General features: G+C 61.9%; 23 protein-coding genes. 13 read left to right on the top strand and 10 right to left on the bottom strand.

What is annotated here, in order from left to right; all coding sequences use genetic code 11:
• Window position 1 precedes the first annotated feature (1 nt).
• The 3 genes from GS_RS04110 to GS_RS04120 all read right to left on the bottom strand — a co-directional run bounded on the left by GS_RS04110 (window position 2) and on the right by GS_RS04120 (window position 2,972).
• Window positions 2–775 carry an MlaE family ABC transporter permease gene (locus tag GS_RS04110; RefSeq protein WP_010941483.1) on the bottom strand — a complete coding sequence of 258 codons (774 nt, stop codon included), beginning with the start codon at window positions 773–775 and terminating at the stop codon, window positions 2–4.
• A gap of 101 nt (window positions 776–876) precedes the next feature.
• On the bottom strand, window positions 877–2,502 hold the full coding sequence (locus tag GS_RS04115) for an NADP-dependent glyceraldehyde-3-phosphate dehydrogenase (RefSeq protein ID WP_010941484.1): 1,626 nt from the start codon (window positions 2,500–2,502) through the stop codon (window positions 877–879).
• Window positions 2,503–2,612: 110 nt separating this feature from the next.
• Window positions 2,613–2,972: a dockerin type I repeat-containing protein gene (locus GS_RS04120; RefSeq protein ID WP_010941485.1), complete on the bottom strand. Its 360-nt coding sequence runs from the start codon at window positions 2,970–2,972 to the stop codon at window positions 2,613–2,615.
• 87 nt (window positions 2,973–3,059) lie between these two features.
• On the opposite strand from GS_RS04120, the gene GS_RS04125 reads away from it, so the two are divergent.
• Together GS_RS04125 and sppA are read left to right on the top strand one after the other, a co-directional pair.
• A complete protein-coding gene (locus GS_RS04125; protein WP_010941486.1) occupies window positions 3,060–3,818 on the top strand; it encodes a SagB/ThcOx family dehydrogenase in 759 nt (252 codons plus the stop codon).
• A gap of 44 nt (window positions 3,819–3,862) precedes the next feature.
• Window positions 3,863–4,828: a signal peptide peptidase SppA gene (gene sppA / locus GS_RS04130; protein ID WP_010941487.1), complete on the top strand. Its 966-nt coding sequence runs from the start codon at window positions 3,863–3,865 to the stop codon at window positions 4,826–4,828.
• 24 nt (window positions 4,829–4,852) lie between these two features.
• Here sppA and GS_RS04135 read toward each other — a convergent pair whose 3' ends face one another.
• Both GS_RS04135 and GS_RS04140 read right to left on the bottom strand, forming a co-directional pair.
• Window positions 4,853–5,461: a hypothetical protein gene (locus GS_RS04135; RefSeq protein WP_010941488.1), complete on the bottom strand. Its 609-nt coding sequence runs from the start codon at window positions 5,459–5,461 to the stop codon at window positions 4,853–4,855.
• 194 nt (window positions 5,462–5,655) lie between these two features.
• Window positions 5,656–7,845 carry a sensor histidine kinase gene (locus GS_RS04140; RefSeq protein WP_010941489.1) on the bottom strand — a complete coding sequence of 730 codons (2,190 nt, stop codon included), beginning with the start codon at window positions 7,843–7,845 and terminating at the stop codon, window positions 5,656–5,658.
• 315 nt (window positions 7,846–8,160) lie between these two features.
• Between GS_RS04140 and GS_RS04145 the strand changes: the two genes are divergently transcribed.
• From GS_RS04145 to GS_RS04195, 11 genes are all read left to right on the top strand, one after another.
• The gene (locus GS_RS04145) at window positions 8,161–8,439 is read left to right on the top strand and encodes a peptidylprolyl isomerase (RefSeq protein WP_010941490.1); all 279 of its coding nucleotides are present in this window, start codon (window positions 8,161–8,163) and stop codon (window positions 8,437–8,439) included.
• A gap of 33 nt (window positions 8,440–8,472) precedes the next feature.
• Window positions 8,473–8,895 (top strand): SseB family protein, encoded by a 423-nt coding sequence (locus tag GS_RS04150; RefSeq protein WP_010941491.1) that lies wholly within the window; start codon window positions 8,473–8,475, stop codon window positions 8,893–8,895.
• A gap of 112 nt (window positions 8,896–9,007) precedes the next feature.
• Window positions 9,008–9,916 (top strand): pirin family protein, encoded by a 909-nt coding sequence (locus GS_RS04155; protein ID WP_010941492.1) that lies wholly within the window; start codon window positions 9,008–9,010, stop codon window positions 9,914–9,916.
• A gap of 145 nt (window positions 9,917–10,061) precedes the next feature.
• The gene (locus GS_RS04160; protein ID WP_010941493.1) at window positions 10,062–10,256 is read left to right on the top strand and encodes a GSU3473 family protein; all 195 of its coding nucleotides are present in this window, start codon (window positions 10,062–10,064) and stop codon (window positions 10,254–10,256) included.
• Between the two features lie 359 nt (window positions 10,257–10,615).
• Window positions 10,616–10,972 (top strand): hypothetical protein, encoded by a 357-nt coding sequence (locus GS_RS04165; protein ID WP_235044967.1) that lies wholly within the window; start codon window positions 10,616–10,618, stop codon window positions 10,970–10,972.
• 126 nt (window positions 10,973–11,098) lie between these two features.
• Window positions 11,099–12,406: a TolC family protein gene (locus GS_RS04170; RefSeq protein ID WP_010941495.1), complete on the top strand. Its 1,308-nt coding sequence runs from the start codon at window positions 11,099–11,101 to the stop codon at window positions 12,404–12,406.
• The gene (locus GS_RS04175) at window positions 12,403–13,674 is read left to right on the top strand and encodes an efflux RND transporter periplasmic adaptor subunit (protein ID WP_010941496.1); all 1,272 of its coding nucleotides are present in this window, start codon (window positions 12,403–12,405) and stop codon (window positions 13,672–13,674) included. Before GS_RS04170 ends, GS_RS04175 begins: the two co-directional genes overlap by 4 nt.
• A gap of 33 nt (window positions 13,675–13,707) precedes the next feature.
• Entirely contained in the window at window positions 13,708–16,812 is a 3,105-nt protein-coding gene (locus tag GS_RS04180; RefSeq protein ID WP_010941497.1) for an efflux RND transporter permease subunit, read from the top strand.
• Window positions 16,813–16,863: 51 nt separating this feature from the next.
• Window positions 16,864–17,205 (top strand): P-II family nitrogen regulator, encoded by a 342-nt coding sequence (locus GS_RS04185; protein WP_010941498.1) that lies wholly within the window; start codon window positions 16,864–16,866, stop codon window positions 17,203–17,205.
• 53 nt (window positions 17,206–17,258) lie between these two features.
• Window positions 17,259–17,852, top strand: a complete 594-nt coding sequence (locus GS_RS04190) for a lipoprotein (RefSeq protein ID WP_010941499.1) — start codon at window positions 17,259–17,261, stop codon at window positions 17,850–17,852.
• Between the two features lie 604 nt (window positions 17,853–18,456).
• A complete protein-coding gene (locus tag GS_RS04195) occupies window positions 18,457–18,723 on the top strand; it encodes a hypothetical protein (RefSeq protein ID WP_010941501.1) in 267 nt (88 codons plus the stop codon).
• A 202-nt stretch (window positions 18,724–18,925) separates the two neighbouring features.
• Here GS_RS04195 and GS_RS17395 read toward each other — a convergent pair whose 3' ends face one another.
• The 5 genes from GS_RS17395 to GS_RS04215 all read right to left on the bottom strand — a co-directional run bounded on the left by GS_RS17395 (window position 18,926) and on the right by GS_RS04215 (window position 22,453).
• Window positions 18,926–19,084: a hypothetical protein gene (locus GS_RS17395; protein ID WP_010941502.1), complete on the bottom strand. Its 159-nt coding sequence runs from the start codon at window positions 19,082–19,084 to the stop codon at window positions 18,926–18,928.
• Window positions 19,085–19,141: 57 nt separating this feature from the next.
• Window positions 19,142–19,549 (bottom strand): nucleoside diphosphate kinase regulator, encoded by a 408-nt coding sequence (gene rnk, locus GS_RS04200; RefSeq protein WP_010941503.1) that lies wholly within the window; start codon window positions 19,547–19,549, stop codon window positions 19,142–19,144.
• 66 nt (window positions 19,550–19,615) lie between these two features.
• Window positions 19,616–19,999 (bottom strand): response regulator, encoded by a 384-nt coding sequence (locus GS_RS04205; protein WP_235044968.1) that lies wholly within the window; start codon window positions 19,997–19,999, stop codon window positions 19,616–19,618.
• A 454-nt stretch (window positions 20,000–20,453) separates the two neighbouring features.
• Window positions 20,454–20,759 carry a hypothetical protein gene (locus tag GS_RS04210; protein ID WP_144011893.1) on the bottom strand — a complete coding sequence of 102 codons (306 nt, stop codon included), beginning with the start codon at window positions 20,757–20,759 and terminating at the stop codon, window positions 20,454–20,456.
• Window positions 20,760–21,052: 293 nt separating this feature from the next.
• On the bottom strand, window positions 21,053–22,453 hold the full coding sequence (locus GS_RS04215; RefSeq protein WP_010941505.1) for a sigma-54-dependent transcriptional regulator: 1,401 nt from the start codon (window positions 22,451–22,453) through the stop codon (window positions 21,053–21,055).
• Window positions 22,454–22,457 lie beyond the last annotated feature (4 nt).

Consider the following 22,457-nt stretch of genomic DNA (forward strand, 5'->3'; position numbering starts at 1 on the left):
CCTATAACATAACTGAAGTCAGGAAGTAGTCCCAGATGAGCACCAGCACCGACGACATGACCACCGCCTCGGTGGTGGCCCGCGAAACCCCCTCGGCGCCGTGGCTGGCGTGATATCCCTTGTAGCAGCAGACCCAGGCGATGATGCCTCCGAAGGAAAACGATTTCACGATGCCGGACCAGACGTCCTTCCACTCCACGCTCCGCTCCATCTCGGAGAAGTAGGCGCCCGGGTTGACTCCCAGCAGTTTCACCCCCACCACGTAACCGCCGTAGATGCCGACCACGTCGAAGATGGCGCAGAGAAGCGGCAGTGCAATCAGAGCTGCCAGGATCTTGGGGGAAACCAGATACTTGAATGGCTCCAGGGCCATGGTCTTCAGGGCATCGATCTGTTCGGTGATCTTTTTAATGCCGATCTCGGCGGTAATGGCGCTGCCGGCCCGGCCAACCACCATGAGGGCCGAGAGGACCGGCCCCAGCTCCCGGATGAGGGAGAGGGCCACGGCCGAGCCGAGCATTCCCTCGGAGCCGAATTTTGCCAGGGTGTAGTACCCCTGGAGACCCAGCACCATCCCCGTGAAGGCGGCGGTCAGGACGATGACGAAGAGCGATTTGGCGCCGATGAAGTGGATCTGCTTGTAGATGTGGATCGGCTTGCCGGGCCTGATCACGATGTTGACGAGGGCATAGGTGAGGAAGATGAGCATCTTCCCCATCTCCCTCACCACGAAGAGGGTGAGGGCGCCGATCTTTTCAATGGATGATACCAGCAAGGAACGCTCCGGATGTGAGGTTGACGGGTCACAGTATACGCACAAACCGCGCAAAGTAAAGCATTAGAGCTCGTTCATCACGGCCTGCGGGGGGTGACGCCTCACAGGATGAAGTCCGTTGAGAGGAAGGTGGAGCGCCGCTCTCGCACGATGTCGGTGATGATTTCCTTGTTGATTTCGTGGTTTCGTGCCGCCACCAGGGTCCGGAGCGAGAAGGCGCGCAGGGCGTCCGACACCGACAGGGTCCCAACGGCCGAGTCCTTGCGGCCGGTGAAGGGGAAGACATCGGGACCCCGCTGGCACTGACTGTTGATGTTGACCCGTGACACCTGGTTCACCAGATGGTCGATGAGCGGTGCCAGCAGGGCGCTGTTGCGGCCGAAGATGCTTACCTGCTGGCCGTAGTCCGATTCGCGGATGGCGCGGATCGGCTCCTCGATGTCGGTGAACGGGACTATTGGCACTACCGGTCCGAACTGCTCCTCGGTGTAGAGGCGCATCCCCGGCGCCACTGGATAGACCAGGGCCGGGTGGAAGTAGGTGCCGGTGACCGTGCCGCCCCCCTCGTTCACCACCGCTGCCCCGCGGGCCGAGGCATCGGCCAGCAGTTCCTCCAGGTAGGCGGTCTTCCCCTCCTCGGGCAGGGGGGTGATCATCACCCCCGCTTGCCAGGGCATGCCGGTGCCGATGGCCGACAGGGCCCGGGAAAAGAGGGCAATGAACTGCTGCGCCACGGATTCGTGGACAAAGAGGAGCTTCAGGGCCGTGCAGCGCTGGCCGTTGAAGGCGAGGCTGCCGGCCAGGCATTCCTCCACCGCCAGGTTGAGATCGGCGTCAGGCAGGACGATGGCGGGGTTTTTCGCTTCGAGCCCCAGGACCAGCCGGAGTCGGTTGGGGCGGGGATGATCCTTCAGCAGTGTATTGGCCGCCTTGCTCGTGCCGATGAAGGCCAGCACGTCGATCCGGCCGGACCGCATCAGGGTGGGGGTCAGGGCACGTCCGGCGCCGAGCAGTACGTTTACCACCCCCGGAGGGAACGCCTCGCGCAGGGCGGCCAGGAGCGGCGCGAACAGGAGCACCCCGTGGCGCGGGGGCTTCATGACCACCGTGTTCCCCATGATCAGGGCCGGGATCAGGGTGGTGAAGGTCTCGTTGAGGGGATAGTTGTAGGGCCCCATGCAGAGGGCCACCCCAAGCGGGCCCCGGCGGATCTGGCCGATGATCCCTTGCTCGATCACGAAGCGGGAGGAGACCCGGTCCAGCTCCTTGAGGGCGTCGATGGTGTCGGTGATGTAGACGACGGTCCGGTCGAATTCCTTTTCCGCATCGGAACGGGTCTTGCCGATCTCCCACATGATCAGCCGGACCACTGCTTCCCTCTGTTCCTTCATGAGGGACGCGAAGTGCTGTACATGCCGGATCCGGTCGGCCACTCCCATGGTGGGCCACCGTCCCCTGCCGCAGTCGTAGGCCGCGGTGGCGGCATCGAGGGCGGCATGGGCGTCGGCCTCGCCCATGAGAGGGAAGCTTCCGATCCGTACGCGCTCGGGGCCGCCGGGTGTCCGGACGCAGACCGGGGAGAATACATCCTGAACGGCCCCCTGCCAGTGGCGGAGCTCGCCGTTCAGCAGGTAGTCCCGCAGTTCCACCGGAGCGGACAGGAGCTGCTGGGGAGGGATTTCATCCGGGGAAGGGAAGAAGGTGGGGATGCGTTCCGCGATGGACATGGGGCGTTTCCTCCTGGCGCGTGGTATGCTGAAAGAAGTTTAATCAGTTTCAGCGGGGAAGCAAGGAGGTATACGGTACGGAATCCCGGCGGGGAGGGCCGGCGGTGTTATCAGTTCTGTACTCCGTTCGCCTTTTTCACGATCGCCATGACGTCGCGGAGGTCGATTTTCCCGTCCGGACAGGGGGCGCCGTTGATGCGGGGGTAGACGTCGCCCCGAGTGGCCTGCTCGTCGGTGGGGGTGGCTTGGCCGACGGCTATCCGGAGCGCCGCAAGGGCATCCTGGATGGTGACCGCGCCGTCGCCGTTCAGGTCGCCGTCACTATCCCGGGAGAGGGTCATGCAGCGGTACATGCCGCTGGGGTCCTCCTCCAGCGCAGTCGCCCGGCCGGGCATGAGCGCCGCGGCTGCGAGGAAGACCACCAGGGTCGCACCGACGATTCCGACGGAATACCGAGTGTACTGTTCCATGGCATTTCCTTTTGCATTGGTGACTGTTATACAAAGGTATAAACGAAAACCGGCCATGTGCCAACAGCGAAAATCGAGGGGGCGACCATGGGGCAGCCGATCATCACCAGGGATGCTGGCCGTTATTTTCTGACCGACCGGATCAGGCACGAGGTGGACTGGTGGAACACTCCCCAGGCCCGGGGGGAGGAGCCGCCGCCGGTCCAGAAGCCCGTTGCGCCGGGGGCGATGGTGATCCCGCTGCCGCCTCCCGCGACTTGGGGGATTCCGCCCTGCAGCCTGGCGGATGGCATTGCCCGGCGCGAGAGTAGGCGCCGGTTCCGGGCGGTGCCCCTGACACCGGAAGAGCTGGCGTTTTTGCTCTGGGCCACCCAGGGTGTGCGCGCGCGGCTCAACGAGGCGGCGGTGCTCCGCACTGTCCCGTCTGCGGGGTGCCGCCATCCGTTCGAAACGTACCTGGCGATCCTCTCCGTCACGGGGATCGAGCCGGCCGTCTATCGCTATCTCCCCCTCGATCATGCCCTGGTTCTGGAGCGGGAGGTCCCCGATCTCGCCGCCACCGTAACCGCGGCCGCCCACGGTCAGCGCTTCGCCGGGGAGGCGGCCGTTACCTTTGTCTGGACGGCGATTCCCGCCCGCACCGAATGGCGCTATGCCGAGGCCTCCTACAAGGTGATCGCCCTGGATGCCGGCCACGTCTGCCAGAACCTCTACCTGGCCTGCGAGGCCATCGGCGCCGGCACCTGCGCCATTGCGGCCTACCGCCAGGCTCTGGCGGACGAACTGCTGGGGGTGGACGGCCGGGAGGAGTTCACCGTCTATCTTGCGCCGGTGGGGAAGGTGTGATTGAATCTCTCAACCGACGTGCCGCTGACATACGGGAGGGTACCATGAGGATGATCATCGCGTTTCTGCTCGGCTGCCTCGGCATGTTCCTGACAACGGGGTGCGCCTTTGTCAGCGTGCCGCTCATGAGTGCGCCTCAGCCCCTGGCCGAACAGGTGCTGGAAGGGGAGGGGACGAAAAAGATCCTGATCGTGGACATAAGCGGCGCCATCGGCGATCAGGCCAAGGGGGGCGGCCTGCTGAGCCGGGGAACCCCCTCCACGGTCTCCCTGGTGCGGGAGGTCCTCCTGAAGGCCGAGCGCGATCCCAAGGTGGCCGGGCTGATCCTGCGGATCAATTCGCCCGGGGGGACGGTGACGGCCAGCGACATCATCCGCCACGACCTGCTCGCCTTCAAGGAGCGCCGGAATCTGCCGGTGTCCGCCTGCATCATGGGGATCGGCGCCTCGGGTGGCTACTACGTGGCCACCGCCGCCGACGGGATAACCGCCCATCCCACGGCCCTGACCGGGAGCATCGGGGTGCTGCTCATGACCTTCAACGTGGAGGGATTGCTGGGGAAGGTGGGTGTGGAGGAGAAGACCATCAAGTCGGGCGGGAAAAAGGACCTCCTGTCGCCGTTCCGCCGCGCCACCCCGGAGGAGGAGCGGCTGGTTCAGGGGGTCATCGACCAGTTCCACGGGCGCTTCGTGGACGTGGTCCAGGCCCGGCCGGGGAACCGGCTTTCGCGCCACGACCTGCTCACGCTGGCCGACGGCCGCATCTTCTCCGCCGCCGACGCCCTTGCCGCGGGCCTCATCGACCGGATCGGCTACCTGGACGACGTCATCGCCTCCCTGCGTGACCGCATAGGAGATCCCGACGCCCGGGTTGTCACCTACTTCCGACCCGGCAGCTACCAGGGGAGCATCTATGCGGAGTCGGCAGCCGAGCCGTCCATGGCGGACCTGCTGGGCGGGTTCGACATGACTGGCGGCGGCCAGTTCATGTATCTCTGGCGCCCCTGGTGATCGACAGCCCGCCAGTGGCCGGGCTCAGCGGCGCTCTTCGCCCTGTTCCCGTTCCTTTTCCAGTTCCTGCCGGAGACGCTCCAGCCCCTTGCTGAAGCTTTCGGCATCGCCGAACTCGAAAAAGCGGGGATAGCGGTCATGGGCCGCCTTGATCCTGCGGGCGTGTTTGATGGGGCACCAGTACTGCTCGGTGCGGGCTGAAATCTCCCGCGCGTAGGCGGCCAGCCCGTTGCCGTAGGAGCAGTAGAAGCAGTTGAACTTTTCGATGATGTTCAGGTAGGGGAGATCCTCCCGGTCGAAGATCAGGTAGTCGGCGCGCTTCACTTTCGGAATGCCGTAAACCGGGAAGCAGATGGCCTGGTAGATGAAGAGAAAGAGATCCAGCGCCATGAACGGGATGAACCCGGCGTAGATGATCGGCGCGGTGAGGATGTTCAGGGGGCGCGCCTCGATCAGGTAGCGAAAGAGTCCCGTTTTCAGGCGACGCTGCTGCCGGGCCACCTCTTCGGCGAAGCGGATCCGCTTCTTTTCGATGACAAACTGGAATTCCTCCCGCTTCTGTTTGAACTCCGTTTCCAATTCCTCTTGCAGCTCTTTTATCCTGCGGATCAGTTCGTCGATCTGGTGGGTCATCAAGCTCTCCCTGTTCTCCCCGTGTGATTCTGCACCCTGGCCCTGCTGACCATAGCCGTACTCTCGCCATAAGTCCACCGGTTAATCGGGCGGGAGCGGATGGCCCATCCCTGCGTGGCGCATGCCGGCAAGGCGGCGACAGGAGCCGTGGGGACGTGACGGCCGGAATGGCACATTCGGCTGGAGACGGGGTATCAGTCGAGGGAGAAATAGAAGGTGGCTCCCCGGCCGGGGGCCGACTCGGCGCGGATGGTGCCGCCGTGGCGATGGATGATCCTGGCGACCGTGGCGAGCCCGATGCCGTTTCCTTCGAACTCGGATGCCGGATGGAAGCGCTGGAAGGGGGCGAACAGCCGCTGGGCCTCGCGTATGTCGAACCCGGCGCCGTTGTCCTTTACGTAGTACATGTTTTTTCCCGAACAGTATTCGCAGCCGAATTCCACCTCAGCCCGTTCGTTTCGCGAGGTATACTTCCAGGCGTTGCCCAGGAGATTTTCCAGCACGGTCATGAGGAGTTCGGGATCGGCATTGGCCGGCGGCACATCCTTTACGCTCCAGTCCACCTGCCGCGCCGGCTCTGCCGCGGCCAGCTCGATGCAGATCTCCCGGGCCAGGTGGGCCGGGCGAACCTCCTGGCGCCGCAGTTCATCGCTGCCAACGCGGCTCAGTTCCAGCAATCCGTCGATCATGGACTGCATCCTGCCGGCTGCCGCGGCCACACGTTCCATCAACTCGCGGTGCGCAGGCTCCATGCAGCCACCCCAATCTTCCAGCACTATGTCGACGATCCCGGAGATATGGCGGGCCGGGGCCTTCAGGTCGTGGGAGACAGTGTAGCTGAATGCCTCCAACTCCCGGTTGGCGCTCTCCAGTGCGGCGGTACGATCCGCCACCCGCTGTTCCAGGTCGGAGTTCAACCGCAGGATTTCCTCTTCGGCACGCTTGCGCTCGGTGACATCCTCCACCACCATTATGAAGGAATCGTCGGTGCCACTCCTCCCCCGGACCGGCGAAAACGCGGTATTTGCCCAGACGGTCCGGCCCGTGCCATGGGTGAACCGGAGCTCACGCGTCAACGGCTCCCCTTCAGTGGCGGCCATGGTCGGCATGATCTCCCGGGTGGCGTTGCGGTCCTCCGGGTGCACCAGGGTAAGGCAGTCGAGCCCCGCCAGATCCTCGTCATGGCGACCGGTAATGTCGCAGAAGCGCCGGTTTGTCCTGAGCAGCAGCCCTTCGCGGTCGATGATGGCCATGCCCACCGCCGCCTGCTCGAAAGCCCCCCGGAAACGGTCCTCGCTCTCCCTGAGGCTCTCGGTTTGCCGGTCGATCTCCGCAAGCATAGTGTTGAAGGTTTCGGTGAGCCGGCTCAACTCGTCCTCGTTCGATACCGGCACCAGCCGTTCCTTGCCTTTTTTGCCGCTCAGTTCGTTGATGTGCCGCTCCAGCGCCAGAATGGGGCGGGTCAGGTACTGCATGGAGAGCGAGACCACTACCAGAACACCGAGGATGGCGACCACGGTACTGATGATGAACAGCCGGCGTACCACCTTCACGGGCTCGTAGGCCACTGTGAGCGGATAGCTCGCCGCCACGACCCAATCCTTGCTGCCGAGCTTCGCTACCGATGTCAGAAGGATGTCGCCGTATCGCCCCTTTGTTTCGCGGGTGCCCACGTAGCCCTCCCGGGCGGCGTCGGCCAGGCGCGCAACTTCAGGAACCGCCTTGATCAGGGTGTGCTCCCGTTCCGCATGGATCAGTACCATATGGTTGCGGTCAATGATGCGGATGAACCCCTTGTTGCCCACGGTGATCCGGCCGAACCGGCTCAGGGCGTTTTCCTCGCTCAGGTCAATTCCCCCCAGCAAGGCTCCCTTGAATGATCCGTTTTTCCCGAGGATGGGGCTGATAAAGACGATTTCCCTCAAGTTGGCGGTGCCGGTGCAGCAGGTGGTCAGCTCGGAGATGAGCGGCTTGCGGGTTGCCCTGGCTTTGTTGAAGAAGGCGTGACCGGAGAAGTTTTCCACCCGTCGGACTTCCTGGTTGGTCACTTCTGCCAGGAGGTTGCCGGCGGCATCAACGACGAAGAGGTGATTGTTGAACAGCGTGCGCAGGCCGGTCCGGCTTTCCAGAAACGCCTTGGCGCCCGAGGGGTCGGCCAGTGCTGCGGGCGGGACGACCCGGGCGCTTGCCGTCAGCAACTCCAGCATGGAGCGGAGGGTGCTGTCGATGTCCGTGGCCACGTGGACGACGGTGGCGGTCTGCTGGGCGGCGATGGAGTCGTGGAGGTGCCGCTCCAGGTAGCCCAGCGTGATCCTCGAGGTCACCACCATCAGGATGATTACGAGAATCGACACCAGAATAATGAGTTTTGTCCTGAGTTTCATGGTGGCGTGATTATCGGTGGGACCGCGCCGGTGACGGGCATGCGGCGTATCCTGTCTCTGCCCTGCTGGCCGGATTCCCGAAAATCCAATTCAAAATTCATGTCGGCTCGTTGCCGCATTGTGTGTGTACCATTATAGTTAAGCGCCATAACTTCACAAGAAATAATAATTTTACCTACCCGTTCGTCCGGTTGCAGAGGGTTTGCATCCAGTAGATCGAAGCGGAGAGAGCTTTCCAGTTGCCGAGGCCTCCCTTTCCCGATACCCTGTTCCCTAGAGATTTCCCTATCCGTCACTGAGCAAGGAGAACCGTTCATGCCCACAGCAACTGCCCGTCACATCCTCGTTTCTTCGGAAGCCGAGTGCCTGCAGCTCAAGGCCGAGATCGAGGCCGGCGCCGAATTCGCCGATGTCGCCCGCCAGCATTCCCTCTGCCCCTCACGCGCCCAGGGAGGCGATCTCGGGACCTTTACCCAGGGACAGATGGTAAAGGAATTCGACGATATCGTCTTCTCCGGCGAGATCAACAAGGTGCTCGGTCCGGTCCGGACCCAGTTCGGGTACCATCTCATCGAAATCACCAAGCGCTGGTAACCGAAACGACGCCCTGAAAGGACAGACACACCCATGACCGAACTCGACAAAGCCCTGACCGTTCTGCGTCAGGACATGACCGATGCCAAGAGCCAGTCGGCCTTTTACGACCTGTTCCTCAACGCCACCTTCTATGTTCCGATTCTGGACGAAGCCGCGGAAGTGGAGGACAACGCCGCTCAGAAGGGTGAGGTGCTGCCGCTCGTCATCGAAGCGGAGGGCAATGACTACCTGATGCTGTTCGACACGAAGGAGCGCCTGCAGGAATGGACGCAGGCCGATGCCCGCTACGTGGAAGTGCCGGGGTACGTGCTGGCCGCCACCACCATGCCGCCGCTGCACTGGGCGCTGAATGCCGGCACCGAGTACTCCAAGCAGTTTCTCCCCGATGAGATCGCATGGCTGAGGGATGTGGTCGAACGCTGCAACGCGGCGGCCGCGAAGCAGCAAGGGTAAGCAGTTCCTCCCTGCCCCCCGGTGGGGCCGTTGCCGTGATGCTGTCGGAAAACCCGGTATTCCGCGTTTGAAGGAGGCCCGGCCTTGCGGGCCATCCGGAGAGGAGTCAGCCATGACCGCACGCCGCATCTCCCGCGTTTTCAAAAGCCGGCCCACCGTCGAGGGGGCCGGCGTCCACATCAAGCGCGCCTTCGGCTATTCGCAGGTGCCGCTGTTCGACCCGTTTCTCATGCTGGACGACTTTCACACCGCCAACCCTGCCGAGTACCTGCCGGGCTTTCCCTGGCACCCGCACCGGGGCATCGAAACCATCACCTATGTGCTCGAAGGACTGGTGGAGCACGGCGACAGCATGGGGAACAAGGGGGTCATCGGCGCGGGCGATGTGCAGTGGATGACCGCCGGCAGCGGCATCATCCACCAGGAGATGCCCCAGCCGAGCCCCACCGGCATGATGTGGGGATTCCAGTTCTGGGCGAACCTGCCGGCGGACCGCAAGATGATGGACCCCCGCTACCGCGACGTGAAGGCCGCCGACATCCCGGAAGTCGTTCTGGATCGGGGCATCCGGGTCAAGATCGTCAGCGGCACGGTCAACGGCGTTCAGGGCCCGGTGCGCGACATTATCATCGACCCGGAAATGCTCGACGTCAGCGTCCCGGCCGGTGAGGTTTTCACCCATCCGGTCAAGGAGGGGCATACGGCCGTGGCCTATGTCCTTGACGGCGAGGGGTATTTCGACGACCGCCGCGATCCCTTTGCTTTTGAAATGACAGGCTCGGGCTGGATGGATGTGACGCGGCGCTGTGTCTGCGGCCCCGAAACGGTCATCCTCTACGAGCGCGACGGCGCTGCGGTGGCGGTGACTGCCGGCGACCGGCCGGTCCGCTTTCTCTTCATTTCCGGCAAACCCCTCAATGAGCCGGTGGCCTGGTACGGCCCCATTGTCATGAATACCAACGAGGAACTGCGGACCGCCTTTGAGGAGTACGAAAAGGGGAGGTTCATCAAGCACCGGTAGGCGTAGCAGGGCCGGGATCGGAAGTGTCCTGGAATTTTTATGCGACTGTAACGTGTATCCCCTTGACGTGTAATGGTTTTAGGTCTATATAGATGCTAAGCTGGTATGCAATGTTTATTTATTTTTTTCTGGGGGGTGATCAATTATGCTGATCCGTGTCCAGTATCCTGACGGCCGTTATGACTACGTGAAGCACACGCGTCTCGACGACCTGATCGATTCCGTGAAGATTTCCCGGTTCCTCCGCTCCAGCGGCTGGGTCGTGATCGGTGAAGACCCCGTTCGCCGCAGAGGCAACAGGGCTCCGTACGTCGGGCCCGAGCGACGACTAGCCGCCTGACCGTCAACCCCGGTCGACCGATCCTTCCCCCGCACGTCTCCTTTCCGCCTCCCATGGGCGGCCCGGCGTCTCCTTTTGTCCGTTATTCTCTCTGCCATGCTGTTCAGGGGGCATGTCCGTTTCCCGTTGCCCCCCTGCCAGCCCTTGGGGGCATCGGTTTCGGGGGGGGACGCCGCCGCCGGCACGGCCGCTGAACTTCGTTACCTTATCGATTAGAAGTTGTTTGATTTTGCTGATCTTTGGCTCGTTGCGGTAAAATTGCGATTGCTGGTCTGGAAATTGTCTATTGACATGCTCAACAACGCACGACTATGATGACTCAACTCATGAAAGCGTGGCCAGTGCGTATGCGATCCAGCGTGCTCAAAAAAATGATAGCCGTCATGCTCCTCGTGGCTCTGGTCGCCATTGCCGGCAATGGTCGTTGCTTTGCCCTGGACGCGGGCAATTCCCTCCAGCCATCGTACGGGAAAGCCGGAGAGACCGTGCTCAAGTCCTGCTGCGGGGAGGAGACTCCCTGTTGCCCCACTGACAATGATTCCGCTTCGGATCATTGCAGTACCTGTTTTTCCTGCCCCTGCAGCGCCCCCCTGAGCAGCCACGGAGCCCTGGTTTCCTATGCTCCCCTTATTGCCAGCATCTCTTTCCTCGAACATCGCAACGCACCACCCGACGTGTATCTCTCCATTTTCGTTCCACCCCAGATACTCGCCTAACCTGCTGAAGTAGCGGCCGCCAGGCCGTTAGGGATTGGTGCGTCCAGCGCCCGGATTCCCATTCTTCAGCACTCCTTCGTTTTCCCCAACCAATCGGACATTGAATACCTGCAAGGAGGTACTGTCTTGGTACGAGCATCTCGTTTCGTGTCTGGAGCAGTCCATCTGTTCCTGACAGCTGTAATTCTCGCCCCACTGGGGGCTTCAGGCGAGGTTCGCACACTGACCCTGCCGCAGGCGGTTGAGTATGCCCTGGCACACAACGGCGAGCTGAAGGCTCTGCGCAACGAAAAGGACGTGGCGCGGGCAGGGCTGGAGCGCGCCGTGCTTCTGCCCAATCCTACCCTGGAGTTGTCGGCCGACTCCGGCGTCATGACCGGCAGTCCCGACGAAACCGCCCTTTCCATCGGCATTTCTCAGGAGTTCCTGACCGGCGGCAAGCGGGCCAAGCGCCGGGCCGTTGCCGAACGCGAGGCGGAGGCGGTTCATTTCCAGATCGCCGACCGTGAGCGGCAGCTCTCCCTGGATGTAAAGAGTTCTTTCTCCGAACTGATTCTGGCTCAGAAACGGCGGGAACTCGCCGGGCGTGCAGTGGAGCTGAACGGAAAGCTGCTGGAGATAACACGGGAGCGTCTGGCAGCGGGCGATATTCCGGAACTGGAGGTTAACCTTGCCCGGGTGGAGGTGGCCCGGAGCGAAGGACGCAAAATCGAGGCGGAACGGGAGTTCGCTCCGCTGCTGGCCAGGCTGAGGACTCTGCTGGGGGTTCCGGCGGGGGAGGAGATCGGTTTCGACGGCATTCCCGAGCAGTCGCCCCTGTCGATTTCCCTTGACGATCTCATTCGTCTGGCCCTGGAGAACCGGCCCGATCTGAAGGCATTCCAGGCCACCAGCGCAAAGGGTGAGGCCGCCGTTGAGCTGGCCGAGGCGGAGCGCATCCCGAACGTGACGCTCGGCCTCGGCTTCACCCACGAGCGGAGCACGGACGCCACCGGCTCCGGCGATGAAAAGACCCGCGATAACCTGCTGGGGGTGACCCTGTCTATTCCGCTCCCCCTTTTCGACCGCAATCAGGCCGGCATCCGCGAGGCCCGGGCCGTCAGGCAGGGGGCCGACAACCGGCTGGAGTTCGCCCGTTCGAGCGTGCCCCGGGAGATCGAGGGCGATTACGCGCGGCTTGCAGCGGCCGAGAAGACCCTCAGGCTCTACGCCGACGGCATTCTTCCCCAGCTTGAGGACAACCTGAAGCTCGTCCAGGAGGCGTACCGGCTGGGCGAGGTCGGAATCCTCGCAGTCATTGAAGAGCAGAAAAAGTATATCGAAGTCAACGACGGTTACCTTGTCGCCCTCGCCGAGCGGCAGGCGGCCCTGGCCCGGCTCGAAGCCTCTGTCGGGACCGATTTCCAGAACAGAACCAACGGAGGTGCGCAGTGAACAGGAAACGTGGGATCATTATCGGCCTTGTCCTGGCCATGGCCCTGGGGGGTGGTTTCTTCGCCTATCGTTCCACCCAGGTGACGGACGGCGCCGGCGGGCACACCGGCTCGAAGGATGCCGGTCACAAGGAGGAAAAGGCCGGTCACGACGGGGAAAAGGGGCACGGCGAAGAGAACGGCGGCCATGACGGACATGGGGAGGAAGGCCGGATTTCAATGGCAGTCGAGGCACAGAAGCAGAACGGCGTGGTCGTGGCCGCCGCCGCAGCACAGCGGCTTGCCGGCGTGATCAGCGCCACCGGCAAAGTGGAGGCCAATGCCGACCGGACCGCCCATGTTTCGCCGCGCATTTCCGGCAAGATCGTCAGTGTCCGGGCCTCCCTCGGCGACAGCGTCGCCGCCGGCCAGCCCCTTGTGACCCTGGACAGCGTCGAGCTGGGCGAAGCCCTGAACCGCTACCACCAGTCGAAGACGCGGCTGGCCCTGGCCCAGTCCAACATGGACCGGATCAAGGCACTGGTGGAGAAGAAGATCGCGGCCCGCAAGGACATCCTCCAGGCGGAGACCGACTACACAATGGCCCAGACCGAACTGCATACCGACGAGGAGCGCCTCGCCCTGTACGGCGTTTCGGCGTCGGACCTCACAAACGCACGCCACAGGAAGCCGCTGCTGCCGGTCCGCTCTCCCATCGGCGGCGTCATCACTGAAAAACACGCCATCGTCGGCGAATTGGCCGATCCTTCAAAGAGCCTCTTTACCGTGGCCGACCTCTCGTCGGTCTGGGTGATGGTGGACATCAACGAAAAGGACCTGGCTAAGGTCCACCGCGGGCAATCCGCCACCGTCACCCTTGGTGCGTTTCCCGACGTGAAGCTGAAAGGGCGCATCACCTACATTGCCGATCTCGTCGACGTCAGCACCCGTACCGTCAAGGCCCGGGTCGAGGTACCCAACCCGGCGCGGAAGCTGAAGCCGGAGATGTTCGCCACGGTGGAACTGACGCTGGCGGCCGACGCGCCGCCGGTCCTGGCGGTCCCCGAGGATGCCCTGCAGGATCTGGACGGGAAAAAGGTCGTTTTCGTAGTGGAGAAGGATTCGGTATTCGCGGCCCGTCCGGTACAGATCGGCCGGGCGGCCGGCGGCCTGGTGGAAATCGTTTCAGGGCTGAACGAGGGGGAACGCTATGCCGTCAAGGGCTCGTTCATTCTGAAGTCGGAGCTGAAAAAGGGCGAGATGACGGACGAGCACGGCCACGGCGAATGACCACCACCGACCATTACGTAAAGCGAGGTTCCGATGCTGGAGAAACTGATTGCCTATACGCTGCGCCAGAAGGGGATGGTCATCTTCCTGGCGTTGCTGATTATCGTCATTGGAGTGTATTCCTACGCGAAACTGCCCATCGACGCCTTCCCGGACGTGACCAACATCCAGGTTGAGGTCGTCAGCCATGCCGACGGCCTGTCGGCGATCGAGATCGAGCGGAACGTCACCTACCCGATCGAGATGGCCATGCGCGGCCTGCCCGACATCGAGCAGATGCGCTCGGTCACCAAGTTCGGCCTGTCGATTGTTACCATTGTCTTCAAGGACAACGTGGACATCTACTTTGCCCGGCAACTGGTGTTCGAGCGTCTGGCCGAGGCCCGGGAGAAGGTGCCGAAGGGGGTCGAAGTCGCCATGGGGCCCATCGGCACGGCCATGGGAGAGATCTATCAGTACACCCTGGAAGGGGAGATGCCCCGAGACCCCCGGCAGAAGATCGAGTACCTGACCAACCTGCGGACCATCCAGGAGTGGATCGTCACCCCGCAGCTCAAAAGTGTTGCCGGCGTCAACGAGATCAACTCTTTCGGGGGCTACTTCAAGCAGTACCAAGTGCTCGTATCGCCTGAAAAACTCCTGAAGTACGGCGTTACCGTGGATGACGTCTATACCGCCATCGGCAGCAACAACGAAAACGTCGGCGGCAACCTGCTGGAGCGGGGGACGGACCAGTACATCGTCCGCGGTGTCGGCCTGATCACGGATACGAACGATATTGGAACTATCGTCCTGAAGTCCTCCGGCGGCACTCCCACCTATATCCGCGACGTGGCCGAAGTCAAGGTGGGCGAGGCGGTCCGCATGGGCGCGGCCATGAAGGACGGCAAGGACGAGTGCGTCGGCGGCATCGTCATGATGCTGCGGGGGGAAAACAGCCGCGACGTGGTGCGCCGGGTCGCGGATAAAGTGAAGGAGATCAACGAAAACAACGTGCTGCCGGAAGGGATCAAAATCGTCCCCTTCTACGACCGCAGCGACATCGTCAAGGCAAGCGTGGGGACGGTCAACAGGGCGCTCATCGAGGGATCGATCCTCGTCCTGATTATCCTGTACCTGCTGCTGAACAGCGTCCGGGGGAGCATCGTGGTCCTGATCGCGCTGCCGCTCTCCCTGCTGGCCACCTTCATCGTGATGAGGCTCACGGGGATCAGCGCCAACCTCATGTCGCTGGGCGGCCTGGCCATCTCCATCGGGATGATCATCGACACCACGATCATTCAGGTGGAGAACGTCCAGCGCCACCTGAGCGAGGGAGGGGAGCACCATCCCAAGCTGCTAACGGTGCTGAAGGCCGTCATGGAGGTCCGCAAGCCGAGCATCTTCGGCGAACTGATCATCGCGCTCACCTTTATCCCGATCCTGTCCCTGGAGGGAATCGAAGGTAAGATGTTCGGGCCCCTGGCCATCACCGTGGCCATTGCGCTGCTGTCCTCCCTGTTTCTCTCCATTTTCATCATTCCGGTGCTCTGCAGCCTGTTCCTGAAACCGCAGCCGGAGCAGGAGAGCTTCATCATGCGGCACGCCCACCGGCTCTATCTGCCGCTGCTCGACTACGCCATGGCCAAAAAGCGCGTGGTGCTGGGCGTTGCCGGCGTGCTCCTGGTGGCGTCGGTGCTTCTGGTCTCCCGGCTGGGCACCGAGTTCATTCCGACCATGGACGAAGGCGCATTCGACATGGACGTTTCCATGCTCCCCGGCGTTTCCCTGGACAAGGCCATGGAGGTCAACCAGCGCGTCGCAGAGAAGCTGAAGCAGTTCCCCGAGCTGGGCACGGTGGTGTCGCGGACCGGCCAGACCGGGGTGGCCCTGGACACCAGGGGCTCGGACAAGACCGGCTACGTGGGGATCTTCAAGCCGAAGGACGAATGGCCGCGGGACATCTCGAAGGAGGAGCTGACCAACGAGATGCGCGAGTCCCTGGAATCGGTAGCCGGCATCACCTTCGGCTTCAGCCAGCCGATCCAGTGCCGCATCGACGAACTGGTGGCCGGCACCCGGGCCCAGTTGATCCTGAAGCTCTTCGGCGACGATATCGACGTGCTCAGCGCTAAATCCCAGGAAATCGCCAAGGTGCTCTCCACCATCAGGGGAGGGACCGACCTGAACGCGGAGAAGATCTCGGGCCAGCCGTATCTCACCGTCGACATCGACCGGTCCAGGATCGCCCGGTACGGCCTGAACATCAGCGACGTGCAGAAGGTGATCGAGATCGCGGTTGCCGGCAAGGCAGCCTCGCAGCTCTACGAAGAGAACCGCAGCTTCGACATAACCGTGCGCCTGCCGGAAGAAAAGCGGAACTCTCTGGACGCGATCAAGAACCTGATCATCACTACGAAAACCGGCATCAACGTGCCCCTCGAACAGTTGGCCGAGGTGAAGATGATCGAGGGCCCGGTGCAGATCAGCCGCCAGGACGGGGTGCGCCGCATCGGCATTGAAATGAACATCACCGGCCGGGATATCGGCGGTTTCGTGGCCGAGGCGAAACAGAAGATCAAAGAGCAGGTCAAGCTCCCCCCCGGTTACTACCTTACCTGGGGCGGACAGTTCGAGAACCAGCAGCGGGCCATGAAAAAGCTGATGATCATCGGGCCGGTGGCCATCGGCCTGATTCTGCTGTTGCTCTACGTGACCTTCCGGTCCATCCGCCTGGCGCTCCTAGTCATCTCCAACCTCCCGTTCGCCCTGATCGGCGGCGTCTTCTCCCTGTTCATCTCGGGCCAGTACCTGTCAGTGCCGGCATCCGTCGGCTTCGTGGTCCTCTTCGGCGTGGCCGTGCTGAACGGCCTGGTGCTGGTGTCGCGGATATCCCAATTGCGGGATGAAGGCTTCGAGCTGCAGGAGGCCATCCGGCGGGGGACCGTCGACCGCCTGCGGCCGGTGCTGATGACCGCATCCATCGCCATATTCAGCCTGATTCCCATGCTTCTGGCCAGCGGCACCGGGTCCGAAATCCAGAAGCCGCTGGCAACGGTTGTGGTCGGTGGCCTGGTAACGTCCACCCTGCTGACGCTGCTGGTCATCCCGTCGGTGTACAGCTGGTTTGAGAAGAGAAGCGTGGAAGAGGAGATGTAGCGCCAGCTGCAGCACAAACATCCCGCAACACATGTTGCCGAGGAGCATGCCATGAAAGAGATAAAAGCGATTATCCGGCCGGCCAAATTGCTGGAGGTAACCGAGGAGCTTCACGCCATTGACGGGCTACCGGGAGTGACCGTATCGGAAATCAAAGGCTTCGGCAAAAGCAGGGCCAAAAACGCACAAGACAAGATTGTGTATGAAATGGTTGAGCTCGTTCCCCGCATTCAGCTGGAGGTCGTCGTTGATGACGGGATGGTCGAGGAAGTCGTCGCCGTGATCCGGAAACATGCTCATACCGGCACTGCCGGAGACGGCAAGATCTTCGTTTCCACGGTCGACGACATCATCAAGATCAGAACCAACGAACGGGGCAGAGATGCCATCTGACCGCCCCGACGGGGCAATGGATTACAACGACGCGAACAATGAAAGGAGAAACCATGAACAGGATCACCAGGATAGTGCTGACCGTTTTTACTATTGCCCTGCTCAGCGGCTGCGCGAGGTCCGCGGAGCTTATCCGGACCGCTGGCATAGCCGAGCGTCAGGACGTATTCGTCACGCAGGCAGAGGGGCAGCCCCTGCCGCCGGGCTATGCTGAGCTCCGGATCGTCTCGCTCCTGAAGACACATAAGCCGGGCCTGTATTCCTCCGCCGACGTCCACGGCACCCCGGGCTACAAGCTGCTGCTGAATATCGGCGGCCAGGCCCTGGAACTGTCGGGTGATCCCCGTCCCGAACGCAAGGAGCCGGTCGGGCCGCGCGACCCGGAAGCCGGAGACGGAATGAGGTATCAGTTCAGCCGGACCCTGCACGTCAAGGCCGGCACCCACCGCACCGTGATGGCCATCCCTGACGACACCATCGCCGTTGAAAAGGAGATCACCCTTGCCGACGGGAGCCGCAACACCCTGGTGCTGGAGCCGGTGTACGGGAAAATGCCCGTGCGGAGCCGGCCCTGGAATTACAATGTGACCGATTTCAACGAAGGAATCCGGTCGCTGAGGGTTGTGTTCAACGGCAAGGAGAAGTAAGGGCGCCAGGGCCCGACAGATACATCAGTATGCAATGGGCGCACTCCTTTGCACTCTTCCTTCGGGAGTGCGCCGCTTTTTAACTTCTCCCGCCCGATTGTCGCGGCGGCGGAAATAACCGGAGAACACCACGTTGAGAGGTCGGGTGCAGGCAATGACGCCACCGTTCCCATCCAGACAAGCCATGCTGGTGCGGGTTGTCGCAATGATAGCGTTGATCGTCCTCGCCGTAGCAACGGTCACTGCCGCAGGAGCCGGCGTCATCCCGCACCCTGCGGGCGGAGCCGTGGCTCATGCGGACGGGCACGCTCGGGGTGAGCATAGCCCCTGTCCCACTCCATGCCACAACCCCGATTGCCACCGCTGCCACTGCACGACCACCATCCTCCCCGGCTCAGCGCTGGCCATGAGCCCTCCGGCCGTCCACTCGGTCGATTGGGGGGATGGTGACGGGTATCCGCCCGATCCGCCCCCCAGGTCGATATTTCACCCTCCACGTCCGGCATTGGCTACCCAGCACGGAGAATGTGAACCAGTCAATGCTGCGGCCGGGTTTCCCCGGGAATGCCGGCCGTAAATTACACAAATACGGAGAGTGAATACCATGAAAAAGCTACTTGTTCTTGCGGCAATCGTATCCTTTGGCCTCAACGCCCTGCCTGTCTTCGCCCAACCCGAACCGACGGGCAAGGACGACCGCCTTGTGAACTGTACCTCCCGGGACAGCCTGCCCGAACGTATCACCAGGCTGGAAAAAGAGATCGCCAAGGGGGAGCGCGTCTACACCGCGGCGGAACTGGACCGGCTCGAACGGAAGCGTGACGAGGCAAAGGACATGCTGCGCGTCCTGATGCTGGGGGGTAAGCGTTAGCCATCCGGGACGCAACCGCCTCCTGCCGGTATCTTCCACCTCCCGCCGGACTGCGGCGGGAGCGGCAGTACAAAAGCCCATGGACGATGAGTCCATGGGCTTTATTGTCAGCGGGTCACAGGTGGCTGCGTGGGCGTATGCCTCGTCAATCAGGCTCTCCTTCTGCGGCGGGCACGGCAGACCTGGCTGCGGAGAATCCTTGTCAGCCGGAAACAACGTTGTTGTTAAGCAGAATAATCCCATCCACGTTAGCAATCCAGATGGTCCCGCAGCGGGTGCATTCAAGCAGGTTATCGGCATATCCGTCGGAGTGCATGACGATTTCGATTGTCGTGCGATCGTTACAGATGGGGCATTTCATGGTCCTTCATCTCCTTCCCGTTGTGTGTCCGATGAGTCCTGATCTCCCGGCGATGCCTTACCGGGCGTGACTCCCCGCCGCCCCGGGCTGATAGAGAACCTCCTCGATTCTGATTTTTTTGGCAAACGAACGGACTGCCAGGTCCAGGGTGTCGCCGGCGCCAAAGCCGAGAATCGCGGTCCCGATGGGTGACAGGATGGAGATTTTTCCTTCCGCAATGTTTGCGTCGTTGGGAAAGACCAACGATATGGTCATTTCCTTGTCGGCACGGAGATCGCGCAGCTTAACCCGCGAGTTCATGGTTACGACATTCGGCGGAACATCCTTGGGATCGACGATCATGGCCGATGCCAGTTCGTCTTCCAGTTTCTGGAGATCCTTACGGTCGCGAAACGGTATCGTATCGAGAATCTCTTCAAGTCTTGAGAGATCGTCTTCTGTTACGTAGATAGCTCGTGTGTCCATATGTTTCCTCCTCATGATGATGAAGTGTAAGTTCTTGTATTCAGACCATGTGAGCGTGAAAAAGCCCTACATTCCTTTAGCGGACGTACTGTTCATGTCATTCCTCCTGTCCGATGCCCTGCGGGCTTCCCGCAACAGATACCCCACCAGGTTGGGAGATAAGGGCTTGTCGAAGATCCGTTCAATGCCCGCTTCGCTGATCTCTCGCCGCAGGGCGCGTGTCGGCAAGTCGGTATACATGAAAACGGTGAGTCCGGGACTGACCCTGCGGGCTCGGCGGGCCAGCGTGATGGCATCCATGTCCGGCATCACCATGTCGGTGAGCATGATTTCAAAGGGCATCGCGTGCAGGGTGGCGAGGGCCTCTTCTCCGCTGCCGACACGATGGACTGTGGTGTTGTTTCTGTCGAAAAGCTCTTCCAGGATAGTCAGGTCACAGTCGTTCTCCACGGCAAACAATATGTTCGAAGCATCCATTGCATTATTCCTCTCTCTGATGTCTCATTGCCGCTACCCGGTCAGGTTCGGGCAGAAGGTGTCATCGGTCATGCCCGGGCGGTATCCTCCATGACAGAAGGTTCCGCTGCCGGCACGTCGCCTCCGGCCGGTAACGTGGTTTTGATGGGCATCGACTCCACCGGTGATGTCGTGTTCGACACCCCCGGCAGTTTTGCATTGTTTACTGCACATACCGCAGGCCAGCGGTGCTCTGGCCAGTCTCCAGCCCTTGGATGACAATCGTGTACGCATTGCAGTATTCTCCGTCGTCAGTGCGCGAGGCCCGGGCACGCCGTAAGCGATCGACCCGTCCAGCAGGTTCCGGGCCCGGACGGATCAACGGTGCGCACCCTGTCGTTCACTTCCATATCCCGGCCTCCTCGCCTTCAGTGCGTTCCCGCAGCCGCTACGGCAGCGATGCCTGTCTCCTTGAAGGATTCCCGGGTCCGTTACCCGGACTCGCCATTCTGGCAAGCACGGCAACCACCTCCGCCGGGTTCTGGTCCAGGTACGTCATGAATCGCGGTTCCAGGCAGTGCCCCCGGGAGACCGTCTCGGCTCGCCTGTCGGGGAGAACCAGGACGGTCTTTGTGTCCCGGAAAGCGGTTCGCATGGTAAGCAGGCGTTCCAGCTCATCCCTGTCCCGAACTACCAGAACGGTGATCGCGGGTTGCTCCAGTATCCGCCGGAACCGTTCAGCGAGCGCTGCCATTGATCGATACACCTCAAGGCCGGGAATAACCCCCGAAACCGTTTTTCGAATATCCTCGCCAACTCTTTCGGGGGCGTAGAAAAGCACATCCATAGGCAATAACCTCGCTCCGTGTCTGAGTATTCAATGACGCTAAAGCACGGCCTGTGCCAGAAAGGCGTGATGTTGATTGTCTATTAATATCAAATAGATATGCTGGCGGGAGCCTCGGGGGAGGCAGAGAATTTTCCTGTCAGGCGGGAATGGTTCCAGTCGTACAGGAATGCTCCGTACGACTGGAACCGCAGGGTGGTCTATGCCGGTTTAATTCCGTGCTTACTGAGAAGGGCATACAAGCGGGAGAGTGAAAGTCCGGCAATGCGGCACGCTTCCTTGAGATCATTGTCGGTGAGGGAGAGCAAGTCGCGCAGGTATTGTTTTTCGGCCTGGGCGAATACCGTTTCGCGAAAGTCCTGGAGCCGGGGCAGCGATTGGGTGATCCGCTGGGGCGCTGCACCGGGCTCTGGTTGCTCCACTGCTGCCCGCGCGATCTGTATGCGGATGTCGAGGGGCAGGTGCTGGGGGAAGAGGGTCGGTTCCAGGCGTGCTGATGCGAGTGCCCGCTCCAGCGTATTGACCAGTTCACGCACGTTGCCGGGCCACGAGTGCTGGGCCAGGGTGTCTAGGAATTCCGGCGCAAACCCTTTCGGCGCTAATCCATAGCGTTCGCAGAGTCTGTCCACATGGTGACGCGCCAACTCCTTGATGTCCTCCGGGCGCTCCCGAAGTGGCGGAAGCTCGATGGCGAACGCACGGAGCCGGAACAGCAGGTCGTCACGGAAACCGCCATCGCGCACCATCTGGTCGAGATCCCGGTTGGTCGCGGAGATGAGACGAAAATCGCTCACCTGCTCGCGCTGACTGCCAAGGGGACGGAACCGGCGTTCCTGGAGGACCCGCAGGAACGCCTTCTGGACCGAAAGGGGCAGCTCGCCGACCTCGTCCAGAAAGAGCGAACCACCGTGCGCCTGCTGGATGAGCCCTTCCCGGGCTTTTTCCGCGCCCGTAAAAGTCCCTTTTTCGTGACCGAACAAGAGGCTTTCCACCAGGGTTTCCGGCAGTGCGGCACAGTCAACCACCACGAAGTTGCCTTCGGCCCGGCGGCTGTTGCTGTGGATGGCCCGGGCAAAGAGTTCCTTACCTGTGCCGGTTTCTCCGGTAATCATCACAGAGGTGTCGCCGGCGGCCGCCTGGGCCACCAGGTCCAGGCAGTCCCTGATCTTGTGGCTGTTGCCGACGATATCGTGACGCTTGAGGGCGGTGACGCTCGCACCGCGGCTGGCAATTTTCTCCTGCCGGTATTGGAGTGCTCGTACGAGATGCAGGGTCATCGCCTTGAGCGAGGTCCCCTTTTCTATGTAGTCCCAGGCTCCGCTCCTGATGGCCAGTTCGGCTGAGTCCGGGTTGCCGTAGCCGGTGATGATGATCACCTCCGGTTCGGCCGGGGTCCGCTGGATATCCGGCAGAATGTCGAGGCCGTTCCCATCCGGCATGCTCACATCGAGCAGGACCACGTCAAATGCTCCAGTCGAGGCTTTTTCAAGACCTTCCCTGAGGGTCGGGGCGCTGTCCACCTGGTGCCCCATCCGCTTTACCATGTGCCACAGGGAAGAGCGCATGGAGTCGTCATCGTCGATAATAAGGATTGCAGCCATGGTT

The sequence above is a fragment of the Geobacter sulfurreducens PCA genome, from assembly GCF_000007985.2.
GTDB classification, from domain to species: domain Bacteria; phylum Desulfobacterota; class Desulfuromonadia; order Geobacterales; family Geobacteraceae; genus Geobacter; species Geobacter sulfurreducens.